This window comes from Pseudomonas sp. WMBT8, from assembly GCF_050916005.1.
Taxonomy (GTDB): Bacteria; Pseudomonadota; Gammaproteobacteria; order Pseudomonadales; family Pseudomonadaceae; genus Aquipseudomonas.
In genome coordinates this window covers 5,608,901-5,633,010 of record NZ_CP188096.1, presented here as the reverse complement: position 1 = coordinate 5,633,010, position 24,110 = coordinate 5,608,901, and the positions used below count along the sequence as shown (strand labels likewise).

Below are 24,110 nucleotides of genomic sequence, written 5' to 3'. Positions count from 1 at the left end.
TTTTGTTTTGATTGAACGTTCAATCAACAAAGAATAAGATCTGCGACAAATGGTCGCTGCCTACAGGTATTTCCTACATGTCGGCAGGCACATCTGACATCCGTAAAAACCCTTGAAACCGCCCATGACCCTGGGTCGCTGGGGTTCGGGGATTTTCGGGATGTCTTTATAACACCCGTCCGTCGACTGCCGAAAAATCGATGGCGCGGGTCACGCGCTGCCTTGTGTCCTCTCTCGCACTGCCCGGAGCCTCTGTGCCATGAGTTCTGCCTCTCTTATAAAGACCCCACCGGAAAAGGTGCGGGTCAACGGTTGGGTGTTCTACACCTCCACCGCGCTGATCCTGTTGTTGACCGCCGTTCTGATCATCGCCCCGCAAGAGGCCGGCAGAATGCTGGGAGTCGCCCAGACCTGGCTCTCGAAGAGCTTTGGCTGGTACTACATGGTGGTTATCGCCGCCTACCTGGTATTTGTGGTGGGCCTGGCGTTTTCGTCCTACGGCAAATTGAAGCTGGGCAGCAAGGCCGATACCCCGGACTTCAGCTACGGCGCCTGGGCCGGCATGTTGTTCTCCTCGGGCATCGGCATCTCGTTGCTGTACTTCGGCGCGTCCGAGCCGTTGGACCACTACTTCAACCCGCCCGAAGGCGCCGCCGCCACCCATATGGCCGCGCGCCAGGCGTTGCAGTTGACCTTCCTGCACTGGGGCCTGCATGGCTGGGCGATCTATGCGCTGGTCGGCCTGGCCGTGGCGTACTTTGCTTACCGCCATAACCAGCCGCTGGCCCTGCGTTCGGCGCTGTACCCGTTGATGGGCGAGCGCTGGGTCAAGGGTGCGGCCGGTCATGCGGTGGATGGCTTCGGCATGTTCGTGACCCTGCTGGGCCTGGTGACGAACCTGGGGATTGGTTCGATGCAAGTGTCGTCCGGGCTGGAAAACCTGTTCGGCATGGAGCACAGCAACACCAACCTGCTGATCGTGATCATCGTGATGAGCACCGTGGCGACCATCGCCGCCGTGTCGGGCGTGGAGAATGGCATTCGCCGCCTGTCCAACCTGAACATCGTGCTGTTCAGCGGCCTGCTGATTTTCGTGCTGCTGTTTGGCCCGACCCTGCACCTGCTCAACGGCTTTGTGCAGAACCTGGGCGACTACATGAACGGCCTGGTGCTCAAAACCTTCGACCTCTACGTGTACGAAGGCGATGGCGAGAAGTCCGAGCGCTGGATGGGCCTTTGGACCCTGTTCTACTGGGCCTGGTGGATTTCCTGGGCACCGTTCGTAGGCATGTTCATCGCGCGCATTTCCCGTGGTCGTACCGTGCGTGAACTGGTGGCTGGCGTATTGCTGATCCCGCTGGGCTTTACCCTGGCGTGGCTGTCGATCTTCGGCAACTCGGCGTTGGACCTGGTGCTCAACCACGGTGCGGTGGAGCTGGGCAAGACCGCGCTGGAGCAGCCATCCATGGCGATCTACCAGTTGCTGGAATACTACCCGGCGTCGAAAGTGGTGATCGGCGTGTCGATCTTTGTCGGCTTTGTGCTGTTCCTGACGCCGGCGGATTCTGGCGCGGTGATGATGGCCAACCTGTCGTGCAAGGGCGGCAATGTGGATGAGGATGCGCCGCACTGGCTGCGGATCTTCTGGTCGGCGGTGATCACCCTGGTGACCATCGGCTTGCTGTTTGCCGGCAACTTTGAAGCCATGCAGACCATGGTGGTACTGGCGGGCCTGCCGTTCTCGGTGGTGCTGATCTTCTTTATGTTCGGTTTGCACAAGGCCATGCGCCAGGATGTGGCCATCGAACAGGAGCAGGCGCAATTGGCCGAACGCGGCCGTCGCGGTTTCAGCGAGCGCCTCACCGCCCAGGACCTGCAACCGAGCCAGGCGGTGGTGCAACGCTTTATGGACAAGAAAGTCACCCCGGCGCTGGAAGAAGCGGCCGTGGCATTGCGCGCCCAGGGGCTGGATGTGCAGACGCTGCTGGGTAAGTCCAAGCGCTGCATTGGCGTGCGGATCGAGATGGAAGGCAACCCGTTTGTCTACGAGGTGAGCCTGGACGGCTACCTGGCGGCGCCCAGTGAGTCGATCGAGGCGGACGAGGAGCGTGCGCGCTACTACCGCGCCGAGGTCTACCTGCACAACGGCGGCCAGGAATACGACCTGATGGGCTTCACCCAGGAGCAGATCACCCGGGATGTGCTCGATCAGTTTGAAAGCCATCGGCAGCTCCTTGGCCGTGTCTATAGCTGATAAAAGCCGGCGGTGTCGTCACTGACACCGCCTGTTCAAACTTGGCAATGCGCTCAAATGTAGGAGCTGGCTTGCCAGCGATAGCGGTGTTGGATTCACTACCGCTATCGCTGGCAAGCCAGCTCCTACAATGACCCAGTTCCTTCAGTTGGGTCTTTAGCCCAGGTTCTTGCCCAGCAGGGCGTGGTACAGCTCGCTATCCCCCAGAATCCCTACCACCTTGTTGTTGTCGTGCAGCACCAGCTTGTTGCCGGTCTGGTAGCGAATCTGCAACGCATCGCGCATGCCGATATTCGAATCCACCAAGGTCGGCAACCGCCCCAGGCCTTCCACGGCTTGCCCTGGCGCCCAGTTCTGCAGGTTCATTGCCACGCCATTTTGCCGCGCGCCCTGGATGGTGTTGCCTTCGGCCAGGTCCAGCCACGAATCGCCGCCTGGGTCCAGGCACACCGAGCCGTTGACCCGCTTGCAGTTGTCCAGGGTGCGCATCAGGCTGCGGCCGCACAACACGTTCAGCGGGTTGGTATGGGCGACGAAGGTGCGCACATAGTCATCCGCCGGGTTCAGCACAATCTCTTCCGGCACGCTGTACTGGATGATCTTGCCGTCTTTCATGATCGCGATCCGGCTACCGAGCTTGAGCGCCTCATCCAGGTCGTGGCTGACGAACACGATGGTCTTGCTCAGCTTGCGTTGCAGCTCCAGCAGTTCATCCTGCAGGCCTTGGCGGATCAGGGGGTCGAGGGCCGAGAAGGGTTCGTCCATCAGCAGGATATCGGCGTCCATCGCCAGGGCGCGAGCCAGGCCGACGCGCTGTTGCATACCGCCCGAGAGTTCGTCGGGCTTCTTGTTGCGCCATTGGGTCAGGCCCACCAGCTCAAGTTTTTCGTCCACCAGCTTGCGCCGCTCTTTCTCGGGGCGGCCCTGCATCTCCAGGCCAAAGCTGATGTTTTCGCGCACCGTGAGCCAGGGCATCAGGGCGAACTTCTGGAACACCATGGCGATGCGCTTGGTGCGCATCATTTTCAGCTCTGCCGGGGTGCATGAGGCGATGTCGATCTGGCGCCCTTCATGCTCGACAAACAACTGGCCACGGCTCACGGTGTTAAGGCCGTTGATACAGCGCAACAGGCTGGATTTGCCGGAGCCGGACAGGCCCATCAACACGCAGATCTCGCCTTTCTCGATATCCAGGCTGGCCTTTTCCACGCCGACGATCTGCCCGGTCTTTTTCAGGATTTCGTTGCGGTGCATCCCCTCGTCCAGCAGCTTGAGGGCTTCGCGTGGGTCTTTGGAGAAGATCACGTCGACATTGTCGAATCGGATAATGCTCATGCATCACCCCCTACTTTGGCGTCGGGTTGTTTGCAGATGCGGTCGAGCATGATGGCCAGCAGCACAATCGCCAGGCCGGCTTCAAAGCCCAGGGCAATGTCGGCGGTGTTCAGCGCGTTGACCACGGGTTTACCGAGGCCGTCGGCGCCCACCAGGGCTGCGATTACCACCATCGACAACGACAGCATGATGCATTGGGTAATGCCGGCAGCAATGCTCGGCATGGCGTGGGGCAGTTCGATGCGCGAGAGCAACTGGCGGCGCGAGCAGCCAAAGGCCTTGCCGGCGTCCATCAACTCTTGCGGCACATCGCGGATGCCCAGGTAGGTCAGGCGGATCGGCGCGGCAATCGCGAACACCACCGTGGAGATCAGGCCAGGTACCACGCCCAGCCCGAAGAGGGTCAGGGTCGGGATGAGGTAGACGAAGGTTGGCACGGTCTGCATCAAATCGAGCACCGGCCGCATCATCGTGTAGAACATCGGCTTGTGCGCGGCAACTATGCCCAGCGGCACGCCGATCACCACGCAGACCAGGGTGGCGAACAGCACCTGCGCCAGGGTCTCCATGGTTTCCTGCCAGTACCCCAGGTTGAGGATCAGCAGGAAGGAGGCGATGACAAATACGGTCAGGCCCCACTTACGTTGAATGTAGTGAGCAAGCAGCGCAATCAGACCGATCAATGCCAGCGGATTGAACCAGGTCAGCGCAAACGTCACGCCGTGGATCATCGTTTCCAGTGTCGATGCGATCGCGTCGAAATAATCGGCGCCGTTCTGCGTCAACCATTCGACGAAGGCAGCGATGTACTGGCCTAGTGGGATTTTCTGTTCAGTCAGCATGGTAGTGAATGTCCACATGCGAAGAGGGAAAACATCCTGGGCCGGCACGCCGGCCCAGGGTCAGCGGTTACTTGTCGAGGTAGGCTTTCACGGCGGCAAGTCCTGGTTTGCCATCAAGGGTGGTGACCCCGGCGAGCCAGGTGTCGAGTACTTGCGGGTTCTTCTTCAGCCAGGCCTTGGCGGCTACGTCGGGTTTCATCTTGTCGTCGAGGACGTTGCCCATCAGGGTGCTTTCCATGTCCAGGGTGAACGACAGGTTTTTCAGCAGTTGGCCAACGTTGCTGCACTCCTGCACGTAGCCCTTGCGGGTGTTGGTGTAGATGGTGGCCTGGCCGTAGTTGGGGCCGAATGAATCGTCACCTCCAGTCAGGTACTTGAGTTTGAAACGGGTGTTCATCGGGTGCGGTTCCCAGGCGAGGAACACAATGGCCTGGCCGCGCTTGGTGGCACGGTCCACTTGCGAGAGCATCCCCGCTTCGCTGGACTCCACCACCTTGAAGCCTGCGTCCTTCAAGCCGAACTGATTCTTGTCGATCACGCTCTGGATCGTACGGTTGCCGTCGTTGCCCGGCTCGATGCCGTAGATCTTGCCGCCCAGTTCGTCCTTGAATTTGACGATGTCGGCGAAGTCCTTCAGGCCCTTGTCGTACAGCGCTTGCGGCACGGCCAGGGTGTATTTGGCGTTTTCCAGGTTGGCGCGCACGGTTTCCACGGTGCCGGCATCACGGTACTGCTTGATGTCGTTTTCCATGGTTGGCATCCAGTTGCCAAGGAAGATATCCATGTTCTTGCCGTCGGCCAGGGACTTGTAGGTCACGGGTACGGAAATCATCGTGGTGCGGGGCTTGTAGCCCAGGCCCTTGAGGACTTCGCTGGTGGTGGCGGTGGTGACGGTGATATCGGTCCAGCCGACATCGGAGAAGTTGACGGTGCTGCACTGCTCAGGATCAGCAGCGAGGGCCGCAAGGGGAAGACTCAGCATGGCGGCCAACAACAACGGGGGGGAACCTTTCATGGGTTTGGACTCCTGGTGTTTTTCCGGCGGTGCTTGACCGCGCTTATAAGTGTTGCAGTTGGGGCGTGCGAGCGATGTGCAGCCTCGGTGCCTTGCAAACGAGTCGAGACTGATCATGTACCAGTGAAAATCTGACGCCTACAGGGTGGGTCGTATCCAGTACAGGGATGGTCGTATCCAGTGTCGGTGACGTCGCTTACAGATTTTTCCATAGGCAAAACTGCACTTTTTCTCGATCTGCGCCGCAAAAAACGGCGATTACGTCCCATTGCACGGGGAAGACGCTGGTGAGCATGGGTATGTCGGTGTGAGACGCCGGACGGCGCAGTGAAAGCTTGATGATGCCGCCATCTGGGCGACTTGAGCGTAGCAGCTCCGCCACCAGGCGTTATTGCGCCTGGCCTGTGCTATCGAGGAGTTTCGCGCAATGGCTATCAGCGTTTTCGACCTGTTCAAGATCGGCATTGGGCCGTCCAGTTCCCACACCGTCGGCCCCATGCGCGCCGCGGCGTTATTCGTCCAGGGCTTGCGGGAACGTGCGCTTGTGGATCAGGTGCGGCGTGTCGAAGTGCAGCTGTATGGCTCGTTATCGGCCACCGGCATCGGCCACGGCAGCGACAACGCGGTGATCATGGGGCTGATGGGCGAGTGGCCAGACGCGATTGATCCATCGCAGATCGGCCTGCGTATCGAGGCCCTGCGTGAGACGCAGACGTTGCTGTTGGACAACCGCTTCCCGGTGCCGTTTGTGTGGTCGCGGGACATGCGCCTGATCGACGAAAACCTGCCATTCCATCCCAACGCCATGACCCTGGTGGTCTACGGCGCCCAGACCGAGTTGCATCGCGATACCTACTATTCGGTGGGCGGCGGCTTTGTGGTGGATGAAGCCCAGGCGCGCAGCGGCGTGGCAGATATGGACCGCACCGAACTGCCCTATGATTTCTCCAGCGCGGTGGAGTTGTTGCAGTTGTGCAAGACCCACAACCTGCGCGTCGCCGAACTGATGCTGGCCAATGAAAAGGTCTGGCGTTCCGAGGAAGAAATCCGCAGCGGCCTGATGAAACTCTGGCGTGCCATGCAGGACTGCGTCGAGCAGGGCCTCAAGCACGAAGGCATCCTGCCCGGCGGCTTGAATGTGCGCCGCCGCGCCGCCAAGTTGCATCGCAGCCTGCAGGAGTTGGGCAAGCCGAATGTGATCGGCTCGACCTTGAGCGCCATGGAGTGGGTCAACCTGTTCGCCCTGGCCGTCAACGAAGAAAACGCCGCCGGTGGGCGCATGGTCACGGCCCCGACCAACGGGGCGGCGGGGATCATTCCGGCGGTGCTGCACTACTTCATGAAGTTCAGCGAGGAAGTCACCGAGGCCAATGTGGTGGACTACTTTCTCGGTGCGGCGGCCATCGGCATTCTGTGCAAGAAGAATGCGTCGATCTCTGGCGCCGAAGTCGGTTGCCAGGGCGAAGTCGGCTCGGCCTGCGCCATGGCGGCGGCGGGGCTGGCCGAGATTCTCGGCGCCTCGCCGGAGCAGGTGTGCAACGCCGCCGAAATCGGCCTGGAGCACAACCTCGGCCTGACCTGCGACCCGGTGGGCGGCCTGGTGCAAGTGCCGTGCATCGAGCGCAATGCGATTGCAGCGGTCAAGGCAATCAATGCCGCGCAGATGGCATTGCGTGGCGACGGCCAGCACTTTATCTCCCTGGACCGGGTGATCCGCACCATGCGCGATACCGGGGCGGATATGCATGACAAGTACAAGGAGACCTCGCGGGGTGGGTTGGCGGTGAGTGCTGTCGAGTGTTAAGCGAACCCAATGCTCAAAGCAGTGAAGATCCAATGTGGGAGCGGGCTTGCCCGCGAATGCGGTGTATCAGTCAACATCTTAATTGACTGACCCACCGCATTCGCGAGCAAGCCCGCTCCCACAGGGGATCTGCGCTTAACTGACTGGCATTGGGGCTTGCCCGCGATGACGGAGTGTCAAGCCCCACTGCTCATAAAGTGAACACTTCACCCCCAACACGCCACCTTTTAGCGCGTCGCAAACAGATAAGTAGCCCCCAAACGATTTCCCTCCCGACCACCCGTCACCTGTGCGTGTGGTGACACACTTTTCCTACGCCCTGAAAGCGCCTTCCCACAAGTGCTACCGATCTGCTCACAGACCGTGAGCGTAGGCTTTTTCCGACTCATATCCTCACGCCGGGCGCGGGCTTATATAGACACCTCAATAGGTCGTTTTCAGGAGTTATTGAATACCTATTCAACTTTAGGCATGGCATTTGCTCTATCAATTCAAAGCCTCTCTCCTGACGGACGAAGAGTGCAATAACAAGAGCCTCGCCTGAGGCCATCACCTGCTTTGTGTGAGGAGATACCGCGATGACGTCGTTCAACTCCGGGGCTCAACCCCAGAACCGTGCGCCTCAATCCATCGGCTTTTTGCTGCTGGACAATTTCACGCTGATTTCCCTGGCGTCCGCAGTGGAGCCACTGCGCATGGCCAACCAATTGTCCGGTCGCGAGCTGTATCGCTGGACCACCTTGAGCGTCGACGGCAACCAGGTATGGGCCAGCGATGGCCTGCAAATCACCCCCGATTGCTCCATGCACAAAGCCCCGGCCCTGGACACCGTGATTGTCTGCGGCGGCGTGGGTATCCAGCGCACCGTGACCCGCGAACATGTGTCGTGGCTGCAAAGCCAGGCGCGCCAGTCCCGCCGCCTCGGCGCGGTGTGCACCGGCAGTTGGGCCCTGGCCTGCGCCGGCTTGCTCGACGGGTTTGATTGCAGCGTGCACTGGGAATGCCTGGCGTCGATGCAGGAAGCTTTCCCACGGGTGTCGATGAGCACGCGCCTGTTCACCCTCGACCGCAATCGCTTCACCAGTTCGGGCGGCACCGCGCCGCTGGACATGATGCTGCACCTGATCAGCCGCGACCACGGCCGTGAACTGTCGGCGGCGATTTCCGAGATGTTTGTGTACGAACGTATCCGCAATGAACAGGATCACCAGCGTGTGCCGCTCAAGCACATGCTCGGCACCAACCAGCCGAAGCTGCAGGAAATCGTCGCGCTGATGGAAGCCAACCTAGAGGAGCCGATCGACCTCGATGAACTGGCCGTCTACGTCGCCGTCTCGCGGCGCCAGCTGGAGCGCCTGTTCCAGAAATACCTGCACTGCTCGCCGTCGCGCTACTACCTCAAGCTGCGCCTGATCCGTGCCCGGCAGTTGCTCAAGCAAACGCCGATGTCGATCATCGAAGTTGCCTCGGTGTGCGGGTTTGTGTCCACGCCGCACTTCTCCAAGTGCTACCGAGAGTATTTCGGCATTCCGCCACGGGATGAACGCGTCGGTTCCAACACCACCCAGCAAGTGTCGATGATGCCGATTCCGCAGGCGTTGGTGTTGTCACCGTTGGCGGGGCCGATGTCGGCGTTGAGCCAGGCGCGCAATGAATCGACGTTTGCCAGTGTAAGGCTGTAGACCGAGTCGCCTGCATCGCAGGCAAGCCAGCTCCCACATTTGGAATGCATTCCCCTGTGGGAGCGGGCTTGCCCGCGATAGCGGTGTATCAGGCCCCAGAACTATTCCTGAATGCCACCAAAGCAGGCAACAACTGCTTATCAATCGCCTGGCGCACCGCCGGCAGAATCGTCGCGCTGCCGGTATACATCTGTTCGACCATGCCCTTGAGTGCCTTGGCCCGTGCTTCACTCAAGCCGCGTACCGCGCATTCACAGGCCTGCTCGGCGGTGGCGCCGCTGGACACCTCGAAACCCAGGGAGCGCAGCTGGCTCAGCAGGTCATCCTGATCAATCAAATCCGCGTGCATCATGATGTTCATCCTGGTTAGGGGAGACTTCGATCAGGTTCGATTCTGGTGGGCCGTCAGCGGGTCGGCAAGGCCTGAATGGCGCGATGGCTGGAACGACTATGAACAGGTCGTTTTCGGGCCAGTTGCCAAGGGTGGTTGTGGGCACACTTAGGCTCAAGCAAGCAGATTGAAGGTTTGGTCACCCTCGGCCCGCACGCTCGCACAAAGCACTCTGCCCCGATCCTGTCACGGCTTGATCGGGGCTTTTTTTATTTGACCGGCAGGCCGATGACACGCCCGAGCAGGGCAGGCCGGGGCAGGTCTGCCTGCTCGCTGCTGATTGCCGCCAGGCGCTGTGCCACCGCTGCGCTGAACGGTGCCGAGCGTGGCCCGGCAAGGTCGACATGTAGCAGCATCTGCTCATTGCCCGCCAGCTCCCGCTCTTCGCCCACCAGGTGCAGGCTGTGATACAGATGCAGGCGCTTGTTGTCATGGGCGATCAACTGGGTATGCACCTCGACCTCGGCGCCGAGTTTCACTTCGTGCAGGTAATTGAGGTGCAGTTCCAGGGTAAACAACGAGTGGCCGCTGGCTTCGCGGTTGTCGCTGTCCAGGCCCAGGGTGTCCATCAACGCATCGGTGGCGTAGCTGAAGATCAGCAGGTAGAACGCATCCCGCAGGTGGCCGTTGTAATCGACCCAGTCGGGGATGATGTGGGTGGTGTAGGTCGTCAGTGCGGGCATGTCGTCAATTCCAGATCTGTACGCGGTCAACTGTGGGAGCTGGCTTGCCTGCGATGGTGGTGGTCAATCCAACACCGTTATTTCAGGCAAGCCAGCTCCCACAGAAATAAACAGCCGTTATTCGGCGAAGCTCATGCCGTGTTTTTCCTTGGTGGTCTTCACCGCCTCCAGCACCGCCAGCAGGCAATCATCACGATAGCGCTCCAGCGCCGCAATGCTATGGCTGCCCAACTGCTCGCGGGTGCCATCGACCACATCATCAATCAGTTTGTCCGTCAGTTCCGGTGCCGGCAGGTACGTCCACGGCAGCTGCAACGCCGGGCCGAATTGCGCCATGAAATGCCGCATCCCGGCATCGCCGCCGGCCAAGGTATAGGTGAGGAACGTGCCCATGAACGACCAGCGCAAACCGGCGCCAAAGCGGATCGCATCGTCGATCTCGCCGGTGGTCGCTACACCGTCGTTGACCAGATGCAACGCCTCGCGCCACAGCGCCTCAAGCAAGCGGTCGGCGATAAAGCCGGGGACTTCCTTGCGCACATGCAGCGGGCGCATGCCCAGGGATTCGTAGACTTTTATCGCCGCCTGGATCGCTTCGGGCGCAGTGTGTTTGCCGCCGACCACTTCCACCAGCGGCAGCAGGTACACCGGGTTGAACGGGTGGCCGACCACGCAGCGCTGCGGGTGTGTGGCGCTTTCATAAAACTCGCTGGGCAAAAGCCCCGAAGTGCTGGAGCCGATCAACGCATTGGGCTTGGCTGCCGCGCTGATCTTGCTGTGCAGCTCCAGCTTCAGCTCCAGGCGTTCGGGGGCGCTTTCCTGGATGAAGTCGGCGTCTTGCACGCATTCTTCGATGGTCGCGACAAACCGCAGACGGTCCTGGGAGGCGCCCGGTGCCAGGCCCTGCTTTTCCAGGGCGGCCCAGGCATTGGCGACACGCTTGCGCAGGGCTGCTTCGGCGCCGGGTGCCGGGTCCCAGGCCACCACATCCAGGCCGTGGGCGAGGGCGCGGGATACCCAGCCGCTGCCGATGACACCACTGCCCAGGGCGGCGAAGGTTTTGATTTCGGTGATAAAGCTCATTTCGGTAATTTCCAGTGCTAAAGAGGTTCATTGTGGGAGCTGGCTTGCCTGCGATAGCGGTGGGTCAGTGCCAAATGCATCAACTGATACACCGCTATCGCAGGCAAGCCAGCTCCTACATTTTTGAGCCGGTTGCGGCAGGGGATTAGCTGCGTTTGGTCAGGCCCATCTTGGTTCGGCCTTCAGCCGGGGTCAGCACTCGCGCGCCCAGGCGGCTGAGGATTTCCCCGGCACGCTCCACCAGTTGCCCATTGGTCGCCAGCACGCCCTTGTCCAACCACAAGTTGTCTTCCAACCCAACCCGCACGTTGCCGCCCAGCAGCACCGCCTGCGCCGCCATCGGCATCTGCATGCGCCCGATGCCAAAGCCGGCCCACACCGCGGCGGCGGGCAGGTTGTCGACCATGGCTTTCATGGTGGTGGTATCGGCCGGTGCACCCCAGGGGATGCCCAGGCACAGTTGGAACAGTGGGTTGTCGAGCAGGCCTTCCTTGATCAGTTGCTTGGCGAACCACAGGTGGCCGGTATCGAAAATCTCCAGCTCGGCCTTCACCCCCAGTTCCTGTATGCGCTTGGCGCCCGCTCGCAGTTGGGCCGGGGTGGACACATAAATAGTGTCGCCATCGCCAAAGTTCAGGGTGCCGCAGTCCAGGGTGCAGATTTCCGGCAGCAGTGCCTCGACGTGGGCCAGGCGGGTCAGCGGGCCGACCAGGTCGGTATTGGGGCCGAACGCCATGGGGTTCTCGCCACCGCCGATTTCCAGGTCGCCGCCCATGCCGGCGGTGAGGTTGACGATGATGTCGATGTCCGCCTCGCGGATGCGCTCCATCACCTCACGGTACAGCGCCACGTCGCGGCTGAACTTGCCGGTGTGCGGGTCGCGCACATGGCAATGCACCACGGTGGCGCCGGCTTTGGCGGCCTCTACCGCAGCTGCAGCGATTTGCCTGGGGGTGACCGGCACGTGGGGGCTTCTGGCGGTCGTGTCGCCAGCACCGGTGAGTGCGCAGGTGATGATGACGTCGTGGTTCATGGGGCAGGTTCCTTACAGGCGTGGTAGTGCCGTTCGCGGCCGTTGTTGGCCGCGAAACGGTGATTCGGGAGAGGTTATTTGCTGGTCAATTGCAGATGGGCGGCAGCGGGCTTGCCGTCGAACGTGGTCACGCCCTCCAGCCAACGCTGCTGGTCCTGGGGGTGATCCTTGAGCCACTGGCGGGCCGACTCGAACGCATCTTTGTGCTCCAGCAACGGCTGCATCATCCGGCTCTCTTGGGCGGCGGTGAACGTCAGGTTGGTCAGCAACTTGTGCACATTCGGGCATTGCTCGGCGTAGGTCGGGGTGGTCACTGTCCAGACCGTGGCCATGCCTTCATTGGGCCCCAGGGCGTCCTCGCTGCCGGACAGGTAGGTCATCTGCACATTGACGTTCATCGGGTGCGGCGCCCAGCCAAAGAACACCACGGCTTCGTTGCGGCGTACGGCGCGGTCCACGGCGGCGAGCATGCCGGCCTCGCTGGACTCCACCAACTGGAATTTGCCCAGGCCGAACTGGTTCTTGGCGATCATCGCCTTGATCTGGGTGTTGGCCCCGGAGCCTGGTTCGATGCCGTAGATCTTGCCGCCCAGCTCTTTCTGGAACTTGGCAATGTCGGCGAAGGTTTTCAGGCCCTTGTCTGCAAGGTAGGTCGGCACCGCCAGGGTCGCGCGGGCGTCCTTGAGGCTGGGCGCGTCGAGGACTTTGACCTGCCCGGCGTCGACGAACGGGGTGATGGTCTGGGTCATCAGCGGGTTCCAGTAGCCGAGGAACAGGTCCAGGCGCTGGTCGCGAATGCCGGAGAAGATGATCTGCTGGGACGCACTGGTTTGCTTGGTGCTGTAGCCGAGGCCGTCGAGCAGCACCTGGGTCATGGCGCTGGTGGCGATCACGTCGGTCCAGTTCACCACGCCCATGCGCACGTTCTTACAGGAAGCGGCATCGGCGGCCCACAGGCTGGTGCTCAAGACGGCGCTGAGTGCGAGCACGCAGCGGCTGATCAGTCGGTTCATGATGGATCCCTCGGCAGGTCGTTATTGTGGATTCCGGCGTCTTTGTGCACCGTGCCGCCAAGTTACCCAGCTTGCAGCGCGGCAAAACGCACGGCGGCGACCCACTCTTGCACTGCAGCGACCTGTGCCCTTGAATGGGCGCTGGAACTGGCGTATCACAGTGACCACGCTACCCGTCCCACGAGTGCGCACCATGTCCCAGGATTTCTACTTCCTGCTGATGCCGGGTTTCTCGGCCATCGGCTTTATCTCGGCCATCGAACCGCTGCGCGTGGCCAACCGCTTTCGCGGCGAGCTGTATCGCTGGCATGTGCTGAGCGCTGACGGTGGTGCAGTGCTGGCGAGCAACGGCATGTCGGTCAACGCCGACGCCGGGCTTGAGCCTCTGAAAAAAGGTGCGACTCTGTTGGTAGTCGCCGGCTTCGAGCCCCTGGAATTCGCCACGCCGGCCCTGGAGCACTGGCTGCGCCGCCTCGACCATGACGGCGTGACCCTCGGCGCTATCGACACCGGCAGTTTCGTCCTGGCCCAGGCCGGCCTGCTCGACGGCTACCGCCTGACCCTGCATTGGGAGGCCATCGATGCCTTCAAGGAATCCTATCCCGCACTGGCCGTGACCCAGGAACTGTTCGAGATCGACCGCCGGCGTATCACCTGCGCCGGCGGCACCGCGTCCATCGACCTGATGCTCGACCTGATCAGCCAGGCCCACGGCCCGGAGCTGGCGATCCAGGTTTCCGAGCAGTTCGTGCTGGGCCGCATCCGCCCGCGCAAAGACCACCAGCGCATGCAGATCGCCACGCGCTACGGCATCAACAACCAGAAGCTGGTGCAGGTGATTGGCGAGATGGAACAACACACCGAACCGCCCCTGAGCACCCTGGCGCTGGCGCAGATGATCAAGGTCACACGGCGCCAGCTGGAGCGCCTGTTCCGCCTGCATCTCAATGACACCCCGAGCAACTTCTACCTCGGCCTGCGCCTGGAAAAAGCCCGGCAGTTACTGCGCCAGAGCGGCATGAGCGTGCTGGAAGTAAGCATTGCCTGTGGGTTCGAGTCGCCGTCGTATTTCACTCGAAGCTACCGGGCGCGGTTTGCCAAGTGCCCGCGGGAGGATCGGCGGCGGGAGGTGGTGTAAGTCTATTGCGCATACGCCGACCCCATGTAGGAGCTGGCTTGCCTGCGATAGCGGTGTATCAGTTGGCAGATAAGTTGCTGACCCACCGCTATCGCAGGCAAGCCAGCTCCTACATCGGATTTGTGGTGGGGCTTACTTTTTTACCAAGGCCGAGCACGCGGTTTTAAACGCCTCATGCTGATACTTGTTCAGCGTCGCCGGCAACGCAAAGTCGTGCTTCTTGTTCTGCGCATTGATGGTCTGCGGCGACAGCAGTGTCACTTCAACGCCGTCCAGCAACTGCAGCACTCCTTCAATCTTGAACGTGGTCGGGCCGCCGGCGAATTCGCCTTTTTTGCTGCGTTTCTTGATCGCGATACGGGTGATGGCGTTGTCGCGTACAAACGCGGCCACCTGGCTGGCGAAAGCTTTGACGTTGGCCGCCTCGTCATCGTCCTCGAGGGCGATTTTCTTGGTGGCCAGGGCGACGTGGGCCAGATCCAGGGTGGCAACGGCGATGATGGCTTCGCTGCCTTTGATTTCGATGCCGCAGAGAGTCATGGGTGGCCTTGGTTCAGAGGAAAGGATGGGCGCGATTGTCGCTTATTCCTGCCCGATCGACTCCAAAAACTCCGACCGCTCATCACTCATCCGCGCCAGGCAGTCATTTTGCGCAATGGCGTAGGCCTTGGTGCCGGTGACTGCCGGGAAGGTGTCCACCGCGCAGTCGGCATCCCGCAGTTTTTCCCACTTCTGCTGGGCATCCTTCAGACGAGCGGTGATGTCCGCCAACTGCGCCTTGTTGCTGGCGTAGGTGGAGCCCATGCGTTCCAGCAGGCCCTGGTAGTTATCCTTGAGCAGCTGTTCGGCGGTGGTTTTGTTGTAGGAGGCGCATTCCAGGGTCTGTTTGTCGTTTTCGATGCCATCACACGGGGTGCTGTCGGTGTCTTCGGCTGCGTGGACGCCGGTGGCGAGGAGTGCCAAAGCCAGGAAAATCGGTTTCATTGCGCCTTCTCATATCAGTGGATGGGTCGAATTCTGGCTCAAGCGTAGGCCAAAGAACAGATGCAGGACAGACACCTGCGTGCACCCTTTGTCGTGGATTGACGCTTTCGGCAATTCCCCTGTCGTTTTTGCACCCGGCTCTGTCAGCCCCTGGGCATATGCTGGCCCCAAAGCGCCGGCAGACGATTCGGCGCATGAATCGCCAATAAGGGGACGCCTGATGAGCCCAGCCGAACTGCACGCCGACAGCATCGTTATCGACGGGCTGATCATTGCCAAGTGGAACCGCGACCTGTTCGAGGACATGCGCAAGGGTGGCCTGACCGCCGCCAACTGCACGGTGTCGGTGTGGGAAGGCTTCCAGGCCACCATCAATAACATCGTGGCCAGCCAGACCCTGATCCGCGAGAACAGCGACCTGGTGATCCCGGTGAAGACCACCGCCGACATCCGCCGCGCCAAGGAGCAGGGCAAGACCGGCATCATCTTCGGCTTCCAGAATGCCCATGCCTTTGAGGACCAGCTGGGCTACGTCGAGATCTTCAAGCAGCTCGGCGTCGGTGTGGTGCAGATGTGCTACAACACCCAGAACCTGGTGGGCACCGGCTGCTACGAGCGTGACGGCGGCCTGTCGGGCTTCGGGCGTGAGATCGTCGCTGAGATGAACCGTGTCGGGATCATGTGCGACCTGTCCCACGTCGGCTCCAAGACATCCGAAGAAGTCATCCTCGAATCGAAGAAACCGGTGTGCTACTCCCATTGCCTGCCGTCCGGCCTGAAGGAGCACCCGCGCAACAAGTCCGATGCAGAACTCAAGTTCATTGCCGACCACGGCGGGTTTGTCGGCGTGACCATGTTTGCGCCGTTCCTGGCCAAGGGCATCGACTCGACCATCGACGACTACGCCGAAGCCATCGAGTACACCATGAACATCGTCGGCGAAGACGCCATCGGCATCGGCACCGACTTCACCCAGGGCCATGGCCAGGATTTCTTCGAAATGCTGACCCATGACAAGGGCTACGCCCGCCGTCTGACCAGCTTCGGCAAGATCATCAACCCGCTGGGCATCCGCACCGTGGGCGAGTTCCCCAACCTGACCGAAACCCTGCTCAAGCGCGGCCACAGCGAGCGCGTGGTGCGCAAGATCATGGGCGAGAACTGGGTCAACGTTCTCAAGGACGTCTGGGGCGAATAAGCCCTGCATTCTTTCCCGCTGCCATCCGTGCGGCGGGCACCAAACCGAATTTTCTGGAGTTGAGTTTCCATGGCCAAGATCGCCCCGCAATTGCCTATCGAAGTCGACAGCGAAACCGGTGTCTGGACTTCCGACGCCCTGCCGATGCTGTACGTACCGCGCCATTTCTTCGTCAACAACCACATGGGTATCGAAGAGGTCCTGGGCGCTGACGCCTACGCCGAAATCCTCTACAAGGCCGGCTACAAGTCCGCCTGGCACTGGTGTGAAAAAGAAGCAGAATGCCACGGCCTGGAAGGCGTCGCGGTGTTCGAACACTACATGAAGCGCCTGTCGCAGCGCGGCTGGGGCCTGTTCAAGATCCAGGACATCGACCTCGATAAAGGCACCGCCAGCGTCACCCTCGAACACTCGGCCTTCGTCTATGTGTACGGCAAGGTCGGGCGCAAGGTCGACTACATGTTCACCGGCTGGTTTGCCGGTGCCATGGACCAGATTCTGCAAGCGCGCGGCAGCAACATCCGCACCGTCGCCGAGCAAGTCTACGGAGGCTCCGAAGAGGGCCACGACGACGGTCTGTTCACCGTCAAGCCGTTGTAAGCCGAGGACCGTGCCATGGCTTTCGAAGCAATGTTTGCGCCGATCCAGATCGGCAAACTGACCATCCGTAACCGCGTGCTCAGTACCGCCCACGCCGAGGTGTATGCCACCGACGGCGGGATGACCACCGAGCGCTACATCAGGTATTACGAAGAGAAAGCCAAGGGCGGCATTGGCCTGGCGATCTGTGGCGGCTCCTCGGTGGTGGCGATCGACAGCCCGCAGGAGTGGTGGAGTTCGGTGAACCTGTCCACCGACCGCATCATCCCGCACTTCCAGAACCTGGCTGACGCGATGCACAAGCATGGCGCCAAGATCATGATCCAGATTACCCACATGGGGCGCCGCTCGCGTTGGGACGGCTTCAACTGGCCGACCCTGATGTCACCCTCGGGCGTGCGTGAGCCGGTGCACCGTGCGACCTGCAAGACCATCGAGCCGGAAGAAATCTGGCGGGTGATCGGCAACTACGCCAGCGCCGCAGGCCGGGCCAAGGCCGGTGGCCTGGATGGCGTGGAACTGTCGGCGGTGCACCAGCACATGATCGACCAGTTCTGGAGCCCACGGGTCAACAAACGCACCGATGAATGGGGCGGCAGCTTTGAAAACCGCATGCGTTTCGGCCTGGAAGTGCTCAAGGCTGTGCGTGCGGAGGTCGGCCCGGACTTTTGCGTGGGTATCCGTTTGTGCGGGGATGAATTCCACCCGGACGGCCTGTCCCACGAGGACATGAAACAGATCGCCAAGTACTACGACGACACCGGCATGCTCGACTTCATCGGCGTGGTCGGCTCGGGTTGCGACACCCACAACACCCTGGCCAACGTGATCCCCAACATGAGTTATCCACCGGAGCCGTTCCTGCACCTGGCGGCCGGGATCAAGGAAGTGGTCAAGTCCCCGGTGCTGCACGCGCAGAACATCAAGGACCCGAACCAGGCCACGCGCATTCTCGAAGGCGGCTATGTGGACATGGTCGGCATGACCCGCGCGCACATGGCCGACCCGCACCTGATCGCCAAGATCAAGATGGGCCAGATCGACCAGATCAAGCAGTGCGTCGGCGCCAACTATTGCATCGACCGCCAGTATCAGGGCCTGGACGTGCTGTGTATCCAGAACGCGGCAACCTCCCGTGAATACATGGGCGTGCCGCACATCATCGAAAAATCCACCGGGCCCAAGCGCAAAGTGGTGGTGGTCGGTGCCGGCCCGGCCGGGATGGAAGCGGCGCGGGTCGCTGCCGAGCGCGGCCACGACGTGACTCTGTTCGAGAAAAAAGACTTTATCGGCGGGCAGATCACCACGGCGTCCAAGGCGCCGCAGCGCGACCAGATCGCCGGTATCACCCGCTGGTTCCAGCTGGAACTGGCGCGGCTGAACGTCGACCTGCGCCTTGGCGTGGCGGCGGATGCCGCGACCATCCTCGACCTGCGCCCCGATGTGGTGGTGCTGGCGGTGGGCGGGCATCCGTTCATCGAGCAGAACGAACACTGGGGCGCGGCAGAAGGCCTGGTAGTCAGCAGTTGGGACGTGCTCGACGGCAAGGTGGCACCGGGCAAGAACGTGCTGGTGTACGACACCATCTGCGAATTCACCGGTATGTCGGTGGCCGACTTTTTGGCCGACAAGGGCTGCCAGGTCGAGATCGTCACCGACGACATCAAGCCTGGCGTGGCCATCGGCGGTACGTCATTCCCGACCTACTACCGCAGCATGTATCCCAAGGAAGTGATCATGACCGGCGACATGATGCTGGAGAAGGTCTACCGCGAGGGCGACAAGCTGATAGCCGTGCTGGAGAACGAATACACCGGCGCCAAGGAAGAACGGGTGGTGGACCAGGTGGTGGTGGAGAACGGCGTGCGTCCGGACGAAGAAATCTACTACGCCCTCAAGCAAGGGGCGCGCAACAAGGGGCAGATGGACGTCGAGGCGCTGTTCGCGATCAAGCCGCAACCGTGCCTGAGCGAGCCGGGGGAAGGGTACCTGCTGTTCCGCATCGGTGACTGTGTGGCCCAGCGCAATACCCACGCTGCGATCTACGACGCCCTGCGCTTGTGCAAGGATTTCTGACCCAACACCGAACCAATGTGGACTCGGTCAAAAATGTGGGAGCTGCTTTATGTAGGAGCCGGGCTTGCCCGCGATGCAGGCAACTCGGTCTCGAGTGAGACCTGGGTGATGCCATCGCAGGCAAGCCAGCTCCCACATTGAGCCGGGTCCCACGCGAGACTTGCGTGGTCTGTGGGAGCTTCACCATGTTGAACACCTTGCTTCCTATTCTTTTGTTCGCAGCGATAGGCCTCGCCGTCCTCGGTGCTGTGCGCCGGATGAACATGTGGCGCCGGGGCCGTGCTGCCAAGGTCGACCTGCTGGGCGGCCTGCTGGCCATGCCCAAGCGCTATATGGTCGACCTGCACCACGTGGTCGCCCGCGACAAATACATCGCCAACACCCACGTCGCCACGGCCCTGGGCTTTGTGCTGTCGGCATTGCTGGCGATCCTGGTGCACGGCTTCGGCCTGCATAACCGCATCCTCGGCTACGCCTTGCTGCTGGCGTCGGTGCTGATGTTTGTCGGCGCCACCTTCGTCTATCTGCGCCGGCGCAACCCGCCGTCGCGGCTGTCGAAAGGCCCGTGGATGCGCCTGCCGAAAAGCCTAATGGCGTTCTCGGTGAGCTTCTTCCTGTTGACCTTGCCGGTGGCCGGGCTCCTGCCCGCCGACTTCGGTGGCTGGCTGTTGGCCGCGCTGCTTGGTGTGGGCGTGCTGTGGGGTGTGTCGGAAATGTTCTTTGGCATGACCTGGGGCGGGCCGATGAAACACGCCTTTGCCGGCGCCCTGCACCTGGCCTGGCACCGCCGCGCCGAACGCTTTGGCGGGGGCCGTTCCACCGGCTTGAAGCCGCTGGACCTGAGCGACAAGAGCGCGCCCCTGGGCGTGGAAAAACCTAAGGATTTCACCTGGAACCAACTGCTGGGCTTCGACGCCTGCGTGCAGTGCGGCAAGTGCGAAGCCGCGTGCCCGGCGTTTGCCGCCGGCCAGCCGCTGAACCCGAAAAAACTGATCCAGGACATGGTGGTCGGCCTGGCCGGCGGCACCGATGCCAAGTTCGCCGGCAGCCCTTACCCGGGCAAGGCCATCGGCGAACACAGCGGCAACCCGCACCAACCGATCGTCAATGGCCTGGTGGATGCCGAGACATTGTGGTCGTGTACCACCTGTCGTGCCTGTGTCGAAGAATGCCCGATGATGATCGAGCACGTAGATGCCATCGTCGATATGCGCCGCCACCTGACCCTGGAAAAAGGCGCGACCCCGAACAAGGGCGCCGAAGTCCTGGAGAACCTGATCGCCACCGACAACCCCGGCGGGTTCGCCCCGGGTGGGCGGATGAACTGGGCGGCGGACTTGAACCTGCCGCTGCTCGGCGATAAAGGCAGCACCGACGTGCTGTTCTGGGTCGGCGACGGCGCCTTCGACATGCGTAACCAGCGCACCCTGCGCGCCTTTGTCAAAGTGCTGAAGGCGGCCAAGGTCGACTTCGCCGTACTGGGCCTTGAGGAGCGTGACAGCGGTGACGTGGCCCGGCGTCTGGGCGATGAGGCAACGTTCCAGCTGCTGGCCGCGCGCAATATCCAGACCCTGGCCAAGTACCGCTTCCAGCGCATCGTCACCTGCGATCCCCATAGCTTCCATGTGCTGAAAAACGAATACGGCGCTTTCGACGGCAACTACCGGGTGCAGCACCACAGCACCTACATGGCCGAGCTGATCGACGCAGGCCTGCTGAACCTGGGCCAGCACAAAGGCAACAGCGTGACCTACCACGACCCGTGCTACCTGGGCCGCTATAACGGTGAGTACGAGGCACCGCGCCAAGTGCTGCGGGCGCTGGGGATCGAGGTCAAGGAGATGCAACGTTCGGGGTTCCGTTCCCGTTGTTGCGGTGGCGGTGGCGGCGCGCCGATCACCGATATTCCCGGTAAGCAGCGCATCCCCGACATGCGCATGGAAGACATCCGCGAGACCGGCGCCGAACTGGTGGCCGTGGGTTGTCCACAGTGCACGGCGATGCTCGAAGGGGTGGTCGAACCCCGCCCACTGATCAAGGACATTGCCGAGTTGGTGGCCGACGCCTTGCTCGAAGAGGCTGTACCGGCCAAGAACACGCGTGTACCAGCGGAGGTCCACTGATGAGCGACATTATCCGCCGCGACCCACGGGCCGAATGGATCGCCCGCAACCGCTTGCACCCGCTGCATGCGGCGATGCAACCGGAACAGCACAGCTGGATGGGGCCTAACGGCATCCTCCGTAAAAACGTGCATGGCATAGGTTTTATCGGGCCCAACGGCATCAAGCGTATCGACCGTAGCGGCGCCCAGCAGGGCGGTGCGACCAAACGTACGGCAGCGGCGCAAGTGCAGTTGCCGTTGCACCAGGTGCCAGCCCCGGCGTTCTACATCAACGTGGTGCCGGACATGGTCGGCGGCCGCCTGAGCAGCCACGACCGCGACTTGCTCGGCCTGGCGCGGCAACTGGCCGGCAGCGACGGCGCGGTGCTGGCGGTGGTGTTTGGCGAGCATAAGGAAAGTGCCTTCGACACGGCCGGCGTGGACCGCCTGCTGGTGCTCGACGGGCACGAATTCGACGGTTATTCACCGGAGCAGCGGGTCCATGGCCTGCGGGCTGTGGATAACCAGTTCAGCCCGCGTCATTGGCTGCTGCCCGACAGCCGCAGTGGCGGTGGCGAACTGGGGCGGCGCTTTGCCGCCAGCCTCAAGGAACGCCCGGCCACCCGGGTGTGGCAGATCAAGGGCTCTGAGTGCATCGGCCGTGCCGGCGCAGGCCGGGAAGACCTGGCGCGCGCGCTGCCACGGCTGATCCTGGCTGCTGTGGAATGCGCCGATCCGGTCAGCGATACGCGTCACGAAGTGTTGCCCGTGGAGTTATCCACAGCCCTGGCGCGCAGCTTGCCGCGTATCGAGGATTTGGGCGCGGTGGCGGTGGATCCCGGTGCGATTCCCATGGCCGAGGCCGAGTTTATTTTCTCCGGTGGCAACGGGGTCAAGGATTGGCACCTGTTCCACCAGACCGCCGCTGCCCTGGGCGCCACCGAAGGTGCGTCGCGGGTGGCGGTGGACGATGGTTTTATGACCCGTGATCGCCAGGTCGGCGCCAGTGGTATCTGGGTCACCGCGCGGGTGTATGTGGCGGTCGGGATCTCCGGGGCGATCCAGCACCTGCAAGGCATCGGGGCCTGCGACAAGGTGGTGGCGATCAACCTCGATCCGGGTTGCGACATGATCAAGCGCGCCGACCTGTCGGTAATCGGCGACAGCGGTGACATTCTCCGGGCCTTGATTGCAGCGGTCCAGGCCCACCGCAACGGCGCCAAGCGCGATGCGGCTTAAACAAAGGATATGGCCATGACCACCCATGTAATCAGCCTGGTATCCATAGGCGCCCACCCGACCTCCGGCCGTCCGCGCCGCGCCGAACAGGATGCCCGCGCCGTCGAGCTGGGGCTGCAACTGGCTGGGGATAACCTGCAAGTCCTGCATGCCGGCGACATCGCCGAACCGACCCTGCGCGCCTACCTGGGCATGGGGCTGGCGCAGTTGCACGTGCTGGAACAACCGGCTGGCGCCGATGCCTTGCCGGTACTCGGTGACTACCTGCGGGACGCTGGCGCCCAGGTGGTGCTCACCGGCAGCCAGGCCGAAACCGGCGAAGGCTCGGGCATGTTGCCGTTCCTGTTGGCCGAGCAACTGGGCTGGCCGCTGATCGTCGGCCTGGCCCAGGTGGAGTCCATCGACAGCGGCGTGGCCCTTGTGCTGCAGGCGCTGCCTCGCGGGCAGCGGCGGCGCCTGAAGGTGCGCCTGCCCTTTTTGGCCACGGTGGATAACGCCGCGCCCAAGCCTCGGCAAAGCGCCTACGGCCCGGCCCAGCGTGGCGTGCTGCAGGAGCACGACGTGCAGGTGGTGGACGATGAGTTATTCACAGGCGCCGTGCTGCAACCGGCCAAGCCTCGGCCCAAGCGACTCAAGGTGATCAAGGCCAAGAGCGGCGCCGACCGCATGAAAGCCGCCACGGCCAAGGCCAGTGGTGGCGGTGGGCAGGTGCTCAAGGGGGTGAGCCCTGAGGCGGGTGCCGAGGCGATTCTCAAGCTGTTGGTCGAAGAGGGCGTGGTGCGCTGACCCTGTAGGAGCTGGCTTGCCTGCGATGGCGTCACCTGGGTGTAACTGAAAAACCGCGGTGCCTGCATCGCAGGCAAGCCAGCTCCTACAGGGTTTGCGGTGTTACCCACAATCCCTGTTAGCCCAGCTGTGGATAACCTGTTCGCGGCTGTCCACACCCCATGTAAATCAAGCCCTGTAGCCCTCTGTACGAAAAACAACCAACCTAAGCGTCGGTTTTTACTGGGCTTTTTCTGTGGATAAGGAAAAAGCTCGGCTCAGAGTTGCCCCCAAAGTCTGTTGGTGCTTCTGTGGATAAGATGTTCGCTACCCGCTACAGGCCATGTGAATAGAGGCTTGCAGTGAGTTGGTTGAAATATGATCAATATCGCCATTTCAATCGGTTTACGCGCGTAAAGCCTCGATTTTGCTCGGTTGCAGGCGGTTTTCCACAGAATGGCCGAAGTTGCCCCCAAAGTCTGTTGGCGCTTCTGTGGATAAGGTGTTTGCGATCCGCTACAAGCCATATAAAACGTGGCTTGTACGCTTCTGATTAAAAAATGATCAATGTTCGATCAAACCCGCTGCTTTGAATAAGTCACGGATTTTCTTGGTTTTATTTCAAGGAGATAAGGCAGTTGCCCACAATTACTGTGGGTGGCTTTGTGGATAAGTTGTTGGGGGATGGCTGGAGGGCAGGGTAATAGCGGGCTGGAGGCGCGATGATTAATTTCTGACCAGATGAGTAACCAAATGTAGGAGCGGGCTTGCCCGCGATTACGGTGGGTCAGCCAACAAATCTGTGACTGATACACCGCTATCGCGGGCAAGCCCGCTCCCACACAAGCCCCACAGTTTGATCTCTGGTGTG

The 24,110-nt window shown here is 61.7% G+C and carries 20 protein-coding genes; 10 read left to right on the top strand and 10 right to left on the bottom strand.

Features of this window, described 5'->3' with window-relative positions; all coding sequences use genetic code 11:
* Positions 1-316 precede the first annotated feature (316 nt).
* Positions 317-2,254 (top strand): BCCT family transporter, encoded by a 1,938-nt coding sequence (locus ACO77H_RS25715; protein ID WP_346266490.1) that lies wholly within the window; start codon positions 317-319, stop codon positions 2,252-2,254.
* A gap of 156 nt (positions 2,255-2,410) precedes the next feature.
* Here ACO77H_RS25715 and choV read toward each other — a convergent pair whose 3' ends face one another.
* The 3 genes from choV to ACO77H_RS25700 form a co-directional block, all read right to left on the bottom strand.
* Positions 2,411-3,589 (bottom strand): choline ABC transporter ATP-binding protein, encoded by a 1,179-nt coding sequence (choV, locus tag ACO77H_RS25710; protein WP_029300678.1) that lies wholly within the window; start codon positions 3,587-3,589, stop codon positions 2,411-2,413.
* Positions 3,586-4,431, bottom strand: coding sequence for a choline ABC transporter permease subunit (gene choW, locus ACO77H_RS25705; protein WP_032858679.1), 846 nt, complete (start codon positions 4,429-4,431; stop codon positions 3,586-3,588). The genes choV and choW overlap by 4 nt, the downstream gene beginning before the upstream one ends.
* A gap of 67 nt (positions 4,432-4,498) precedes the next feature.
* Positions 4,499-5,446 (bottom strand): choline ABC transporter substrate-binding protein, encoded by a 948-nt coding sequence (locus tag ACO77H_RS25700; protein WP_169953669.1) that lies wholly within the window; start codon positions 5,444-5,446, stop codon positions 4,499-4,501.
* Between the two features lie 427 nt (positions 5,447-5,873).
* Between ACO77H_RS25700 and ACO77H_RS25695 the strand changes: the two genes are divergently transcribed.
* Both ACO77H_RS25695 and ACO77H_RS25690 read left to right on the top strand, forming a co-directional pair.
* Positions 5,874-7,250, top strand: a complete 1,377-nt coding sequence (locus ACO77H_RS25695; protein WP_170042182.1) for an L-serine ammonia-lyase — start codon at positions 5,874-5,876, stop codon at positions 7,248-7,250.
* Between the two features lie 578 nt (positions 7,251-7,828).
* A complete protein-coding gene (locus ACO77H_RS25690; protein WP_432754719.1) occupies positions 7,829-8,932 on the top strand; it encodes a GlxA family transcriptional regulator in 1,104 nt (367 codons plus the stop codon).
* Between the two features lie 88 nt (positions 8,933-9,020).
* Here ACO77H_RS25690 and ACO77H_RS25685 read toward each other — a convergent pair whose 3' ends face one another.
* The 5 genes from ACO77H_RS25685 to ACO77H_RS25665 form a co-directional block, all read right to left on the bottom strand.
* Positions 9,021-9,284 (bottom strand): hypothetical protein, encoded by a 264-nt coding sequence (locus tag ACO77H_RS25685; protein WP_169953673.1) that lies wholly within the window; start codon positions 9,282-9,284, stop codon positions 9,021-9,023.
* A gap of 248 nt (positions 9,285-9,532) precedes the next feature.
* Positions 9,533-10,006 carry a thioesterase family protein gene (locus ACO77H_RS25680; protein ID WP_170042184.1) on the bottom strand — a complete coding sequence of 158 codons (474 nt, stop codon included), beginning with the start codon at positions 10,004-10,006 and terminating at the stop codon, positions 9,533-9,535.
* 117 nt (positions 10,007-10,123) lie between these two features.
* Positions 10,124-11,089, bottom strand: coding sequence for an L-carnitine dehydrogenase (locus ACO77H_RS25675; RefSeq protein ID WP_169953677.1), 966 nt, complete (start codon positions 11,087-11,089; stop codon positions 10,124-10,126).
* 145 nt (positions 11,090-11,234) lie between these two features.
* A complete protein-coding gene (locus tag ACO77H_RS25670) occupies positions 11,235-12,122 on the bottom strand; it encodes a 3-keto-5-aminohexanoate cleavage protein (RefSeq protein WP_170042186.1) in 888 nt (295 codons plus the stop codon).
* A gap of 74 nt (positions 12,123-12,196) precedes the next feature.
* A complete protein-coding gene (locus ACO77H_RS25665; RefSeq protein WP_172313598.1) occupies positions 12,197-13,135 on the bottom strand; it encodes a choline ABC transporter substrate-binding protein in 939 nt (312 codons plus the stop codon).
* A 193-nt stretch (positions 13,136-13,328) separates the two neighbouring features.
* Between ACO77H_RS25665 and ACO77H_RS25660 the strand changes: the two genes are divergently transcribed.
* A complete protein-coding gene (locus tag ACO77H_RS25660) occupies positions 13,329-14,273 on the top strand; it encodes a GlxA family transcriptional regulator (protein WP_169953683.1) in 945 nt (314 codons plus the stop codon).
* A gap of 132 nt (positions 14,274-14,405) precedes the next feature.
* Here ACO77H_RS25660 and ACO77H_RS25655 read toward each other — a convergent pair whose 3' ends face one another.
* Together ACO77H_RS25655 and ACO77H_RS25650 are read right to left on the bottom strand one after the other, a co-directional pair.
* Entirely contained in the window at positions 14,406-14,813 is a 408-nt protein-coding gene (locus tag ACO77H_RS25655; protein WP_432754718.1) for a DUF3010 family protein, read from the bottom strand.
* A 42-nt stretch (positions 14,814-14,855) separates the two neighbouring features.
* Complete coding sequence (locus tag ACO77H_RS25650; RefSeq protein WP_169953687.1) at positions 14,856-15,257, bottom strand: lysozyme inhibitor LprI family protein; 402 nt, start codon at positions 15,255-15,257, stop codon at positions 14,856-14,858.
* Between the two features lie 220 nt (positions 15,258-15,477).
* Here ACO77H_RS25650 and ACO77H_RS25645 point away from each other — a divergent pair, with 220 nt between their 5' ends.
* The 6 genes from ACO77H_RS25645 (at position 15,478) to ACO77H_RS25620 (ending at position 23,260) form a co-directional block, all read left to right on the top strand.
* Positions 15,478-16,455: a dipeptidase gene (locus ACO77H_RS25645; RefSeq protein ID WP_169953689.1), complete on the top strand. Its 978-nt coding sequence runs from the start codon at positions 15,478-15,480 to the stop codon at positions 16,453-16,455.
* Positions 16,456-16,524: 69 nt separating this feature from the next.
* Positions 16,525-17,055, top strand: coding sequence for a DUF5943 domain-containing protein (locus ACO77H_RS25640; RefSeq protein ID WP_169953691.1), 531 nt, complete (start codon positions 16,525-16,527; stop codon positions 17,053-17,055).
* Positions 17,056-17,070: 15 nt separating this feature from the next.
* Positions 17,071-19,131: a dimethylglycine demethylation protein DgcA gene (gene dgcA, locus ACO77H_RS25635; protein WP_170057615.1), complete on the top strand. Its 2,061-nt coding sequence runs from the start codon at positions 17,071-17,073 to the stop codon at positions 19,129-19,131.
* 185 nt (positions 19,132-19,316) lie between these two features.
* On the top strand, positions 19,317-21,254 hold the full coding sequence (dgcB, locus tag ACO77H_RS25630) for a dimethylglycine demethylation protein DgcB (protein WP_432754717.1): 1,938 nt from the start codon (positions 19,317-19,319) through the stop codon (positions 21,252-21,254).
* A complete protein-coding gene (locus ACO77H_RS25625; RefSeq protein WP_169953697.1) occupies positions 21,254-22,474 on the top strand; it encodes an electron transfer flavoprotein subunit alpha/FixB family protein in 1,221 nt (406 codons plus the stop codon). The genes dgcB and ACO77H_RS25625 overlap by 1 nt, the downstream gene beginning before the upstream one ends.
* A 15-nt stretch (positions 22,475-22,489) precedes the next feature.
* Entirely contained in the window at positions 22,490-23,260 is a 771-nt protein-coding gene (locus tag ACO77H_RS25620; RefSeq protein ID WP_169953699.1) for an electron transfer flavoprotein subunit beta, read from the top strand.
* Positions 23,261-24,110 lie beyond the last annotated feature (850 nt).

Excerpts from the sequence above, each read along its gene's own strand:
- choV (WP_029300678.1), bottom strand. The coding sequence starts at position 3,589 with ATGAGCATTATCCGATTCGACAATGTCGACGTGATCTTCTCCAAAGAC.
- choW (WP_032858679.1), bottom strand. The coding sequence starts at position 4,431 with ATGCTGACTGAACAGAAAATCCCACTAGGCCAGTACATCGCTGCCTTC.
- ACO77H_RS25700 (WP_169953669.1), bottom strand. The coding sequence starts at position 5,446 with ATGAAAGGTTCCCCCCCGTTGTTGTTGGCCGCCATGCTGAGTCTTCCC.
- ACO77H_RS25695 (WP_170042182.1), top strand. The coding sequence starts at position 5,874 with ATGGCTATCAGCGTTTTCGACCTGTTCAAGATCGGCATTGGGCCGTCC.
- ACO77H_RS25690 (WP_432754719.1), top strand. The coding sequence starts at position 7,829 with ATGACGTCGTTCAACTCCGGGGCTCAACCCCAGAACCGTGCGCCTCAA.
- ACO77H_RS25685 (WP_169953673.1), bottom strand. The coding sequence starts at position 9,284 with ATGATGCACGCGGATTTGATTGATCAGGATGACCTGCTGAGCCAGCTG.
- ACO77H_RS25680 (WP_170042184.1), bottom strand. The coding sequence starts at position 10,006 with ATGCCCGCACTGACGACCTACACCACCCACATCATCCCCGACTGGGTC.
- ACO77H_RS25675 (WP_169953677.1), bottom strand. The coding sequence starts at position 11,089 with ATGAGCTTTATCACCGAAATCAAAACCTTCGCCGCCCTGGGCAGTGGT.
- ACO77H_RS25670 (WP_170042186.1), bottom strand. The coding sequence starts at position 12,122 with ATGAACCACGACGTCATCATCACCTGCGCACTCACCGGTGCTGGCGAC.
- ACO77H_RS25665 (WP_172313598.1), bottom strand. The coding sequence starts at position 13,135 with ATGAACCGACTGATCAGCCGCTGCGTGCTCGCACTCAGCGCCGTCTTG.
- ACO77H_RS25660 (WP_169953683.1), top strand. The coding sequence starts at position 13,329 with ATGTCCCAGGATTTCTACTTCCTGCTGATGCCGGGTTTCTCGGCCATC.
- ACO77H_RS25655 (WP_432754718.1), bottom strand. The coding sequence starts at position 14,813 with ATGACTCTCTGCGGCATCGAAATCAAAGGCAGCGAAGCCATCATCGCC.
- ACO77H_RS25650 (WP_169953687.1), bottom strand. The coding sequence starts at position 15,257 with ATGAAACCGATTTTCCTGGCTTTGGCACTCCTCGCCACCGGCGTCCAC.
- ACO77H_RS25645 (WP_169953689.1), top strand. The coding sequence starts at position 15,478 with ATGAGCCCAGCCGAACTGCACGCCGACAGCATCGTTATCGACGGGCTG.
- ACO77H_RS25640 (WP_169953691.1), top strand. The coding sequence starts at position 16,525 with ATGGCCAAGATCGCCCCGCAATTGCCTATCGAAGTCGACAGCGAAACC.
- dgcA (WP_170057615.1), top strand. The coding sequence starts at position 17,071 with ATGGCTTTCGAAGCAATGTTTGCGCCGATCCAGATCGGCAAACTGACC.
- dgcB (WP_432754717.1), top strand. The coding sequence starts at position 19,317 with ATGTTGAACACCTTGCTTCCTATTCTTTTGTTCGCAGCGATAGGCCTC.
- ACO77H_RS25625 (WP_169953697.1), top strand. The coding sequence starts at position 21,254 with ATGAGCGACATTATCCGCCGCGACCCACGGGCCGAATGGATCGCCCGC.
- ACO77H_RS25620 (WP_169953699.1), top strand. The coding sequence starts at position 22,490 with ATGACCACCCATGTAATCAGCCTGGTATCCATAGGCGCCCACCCGACC.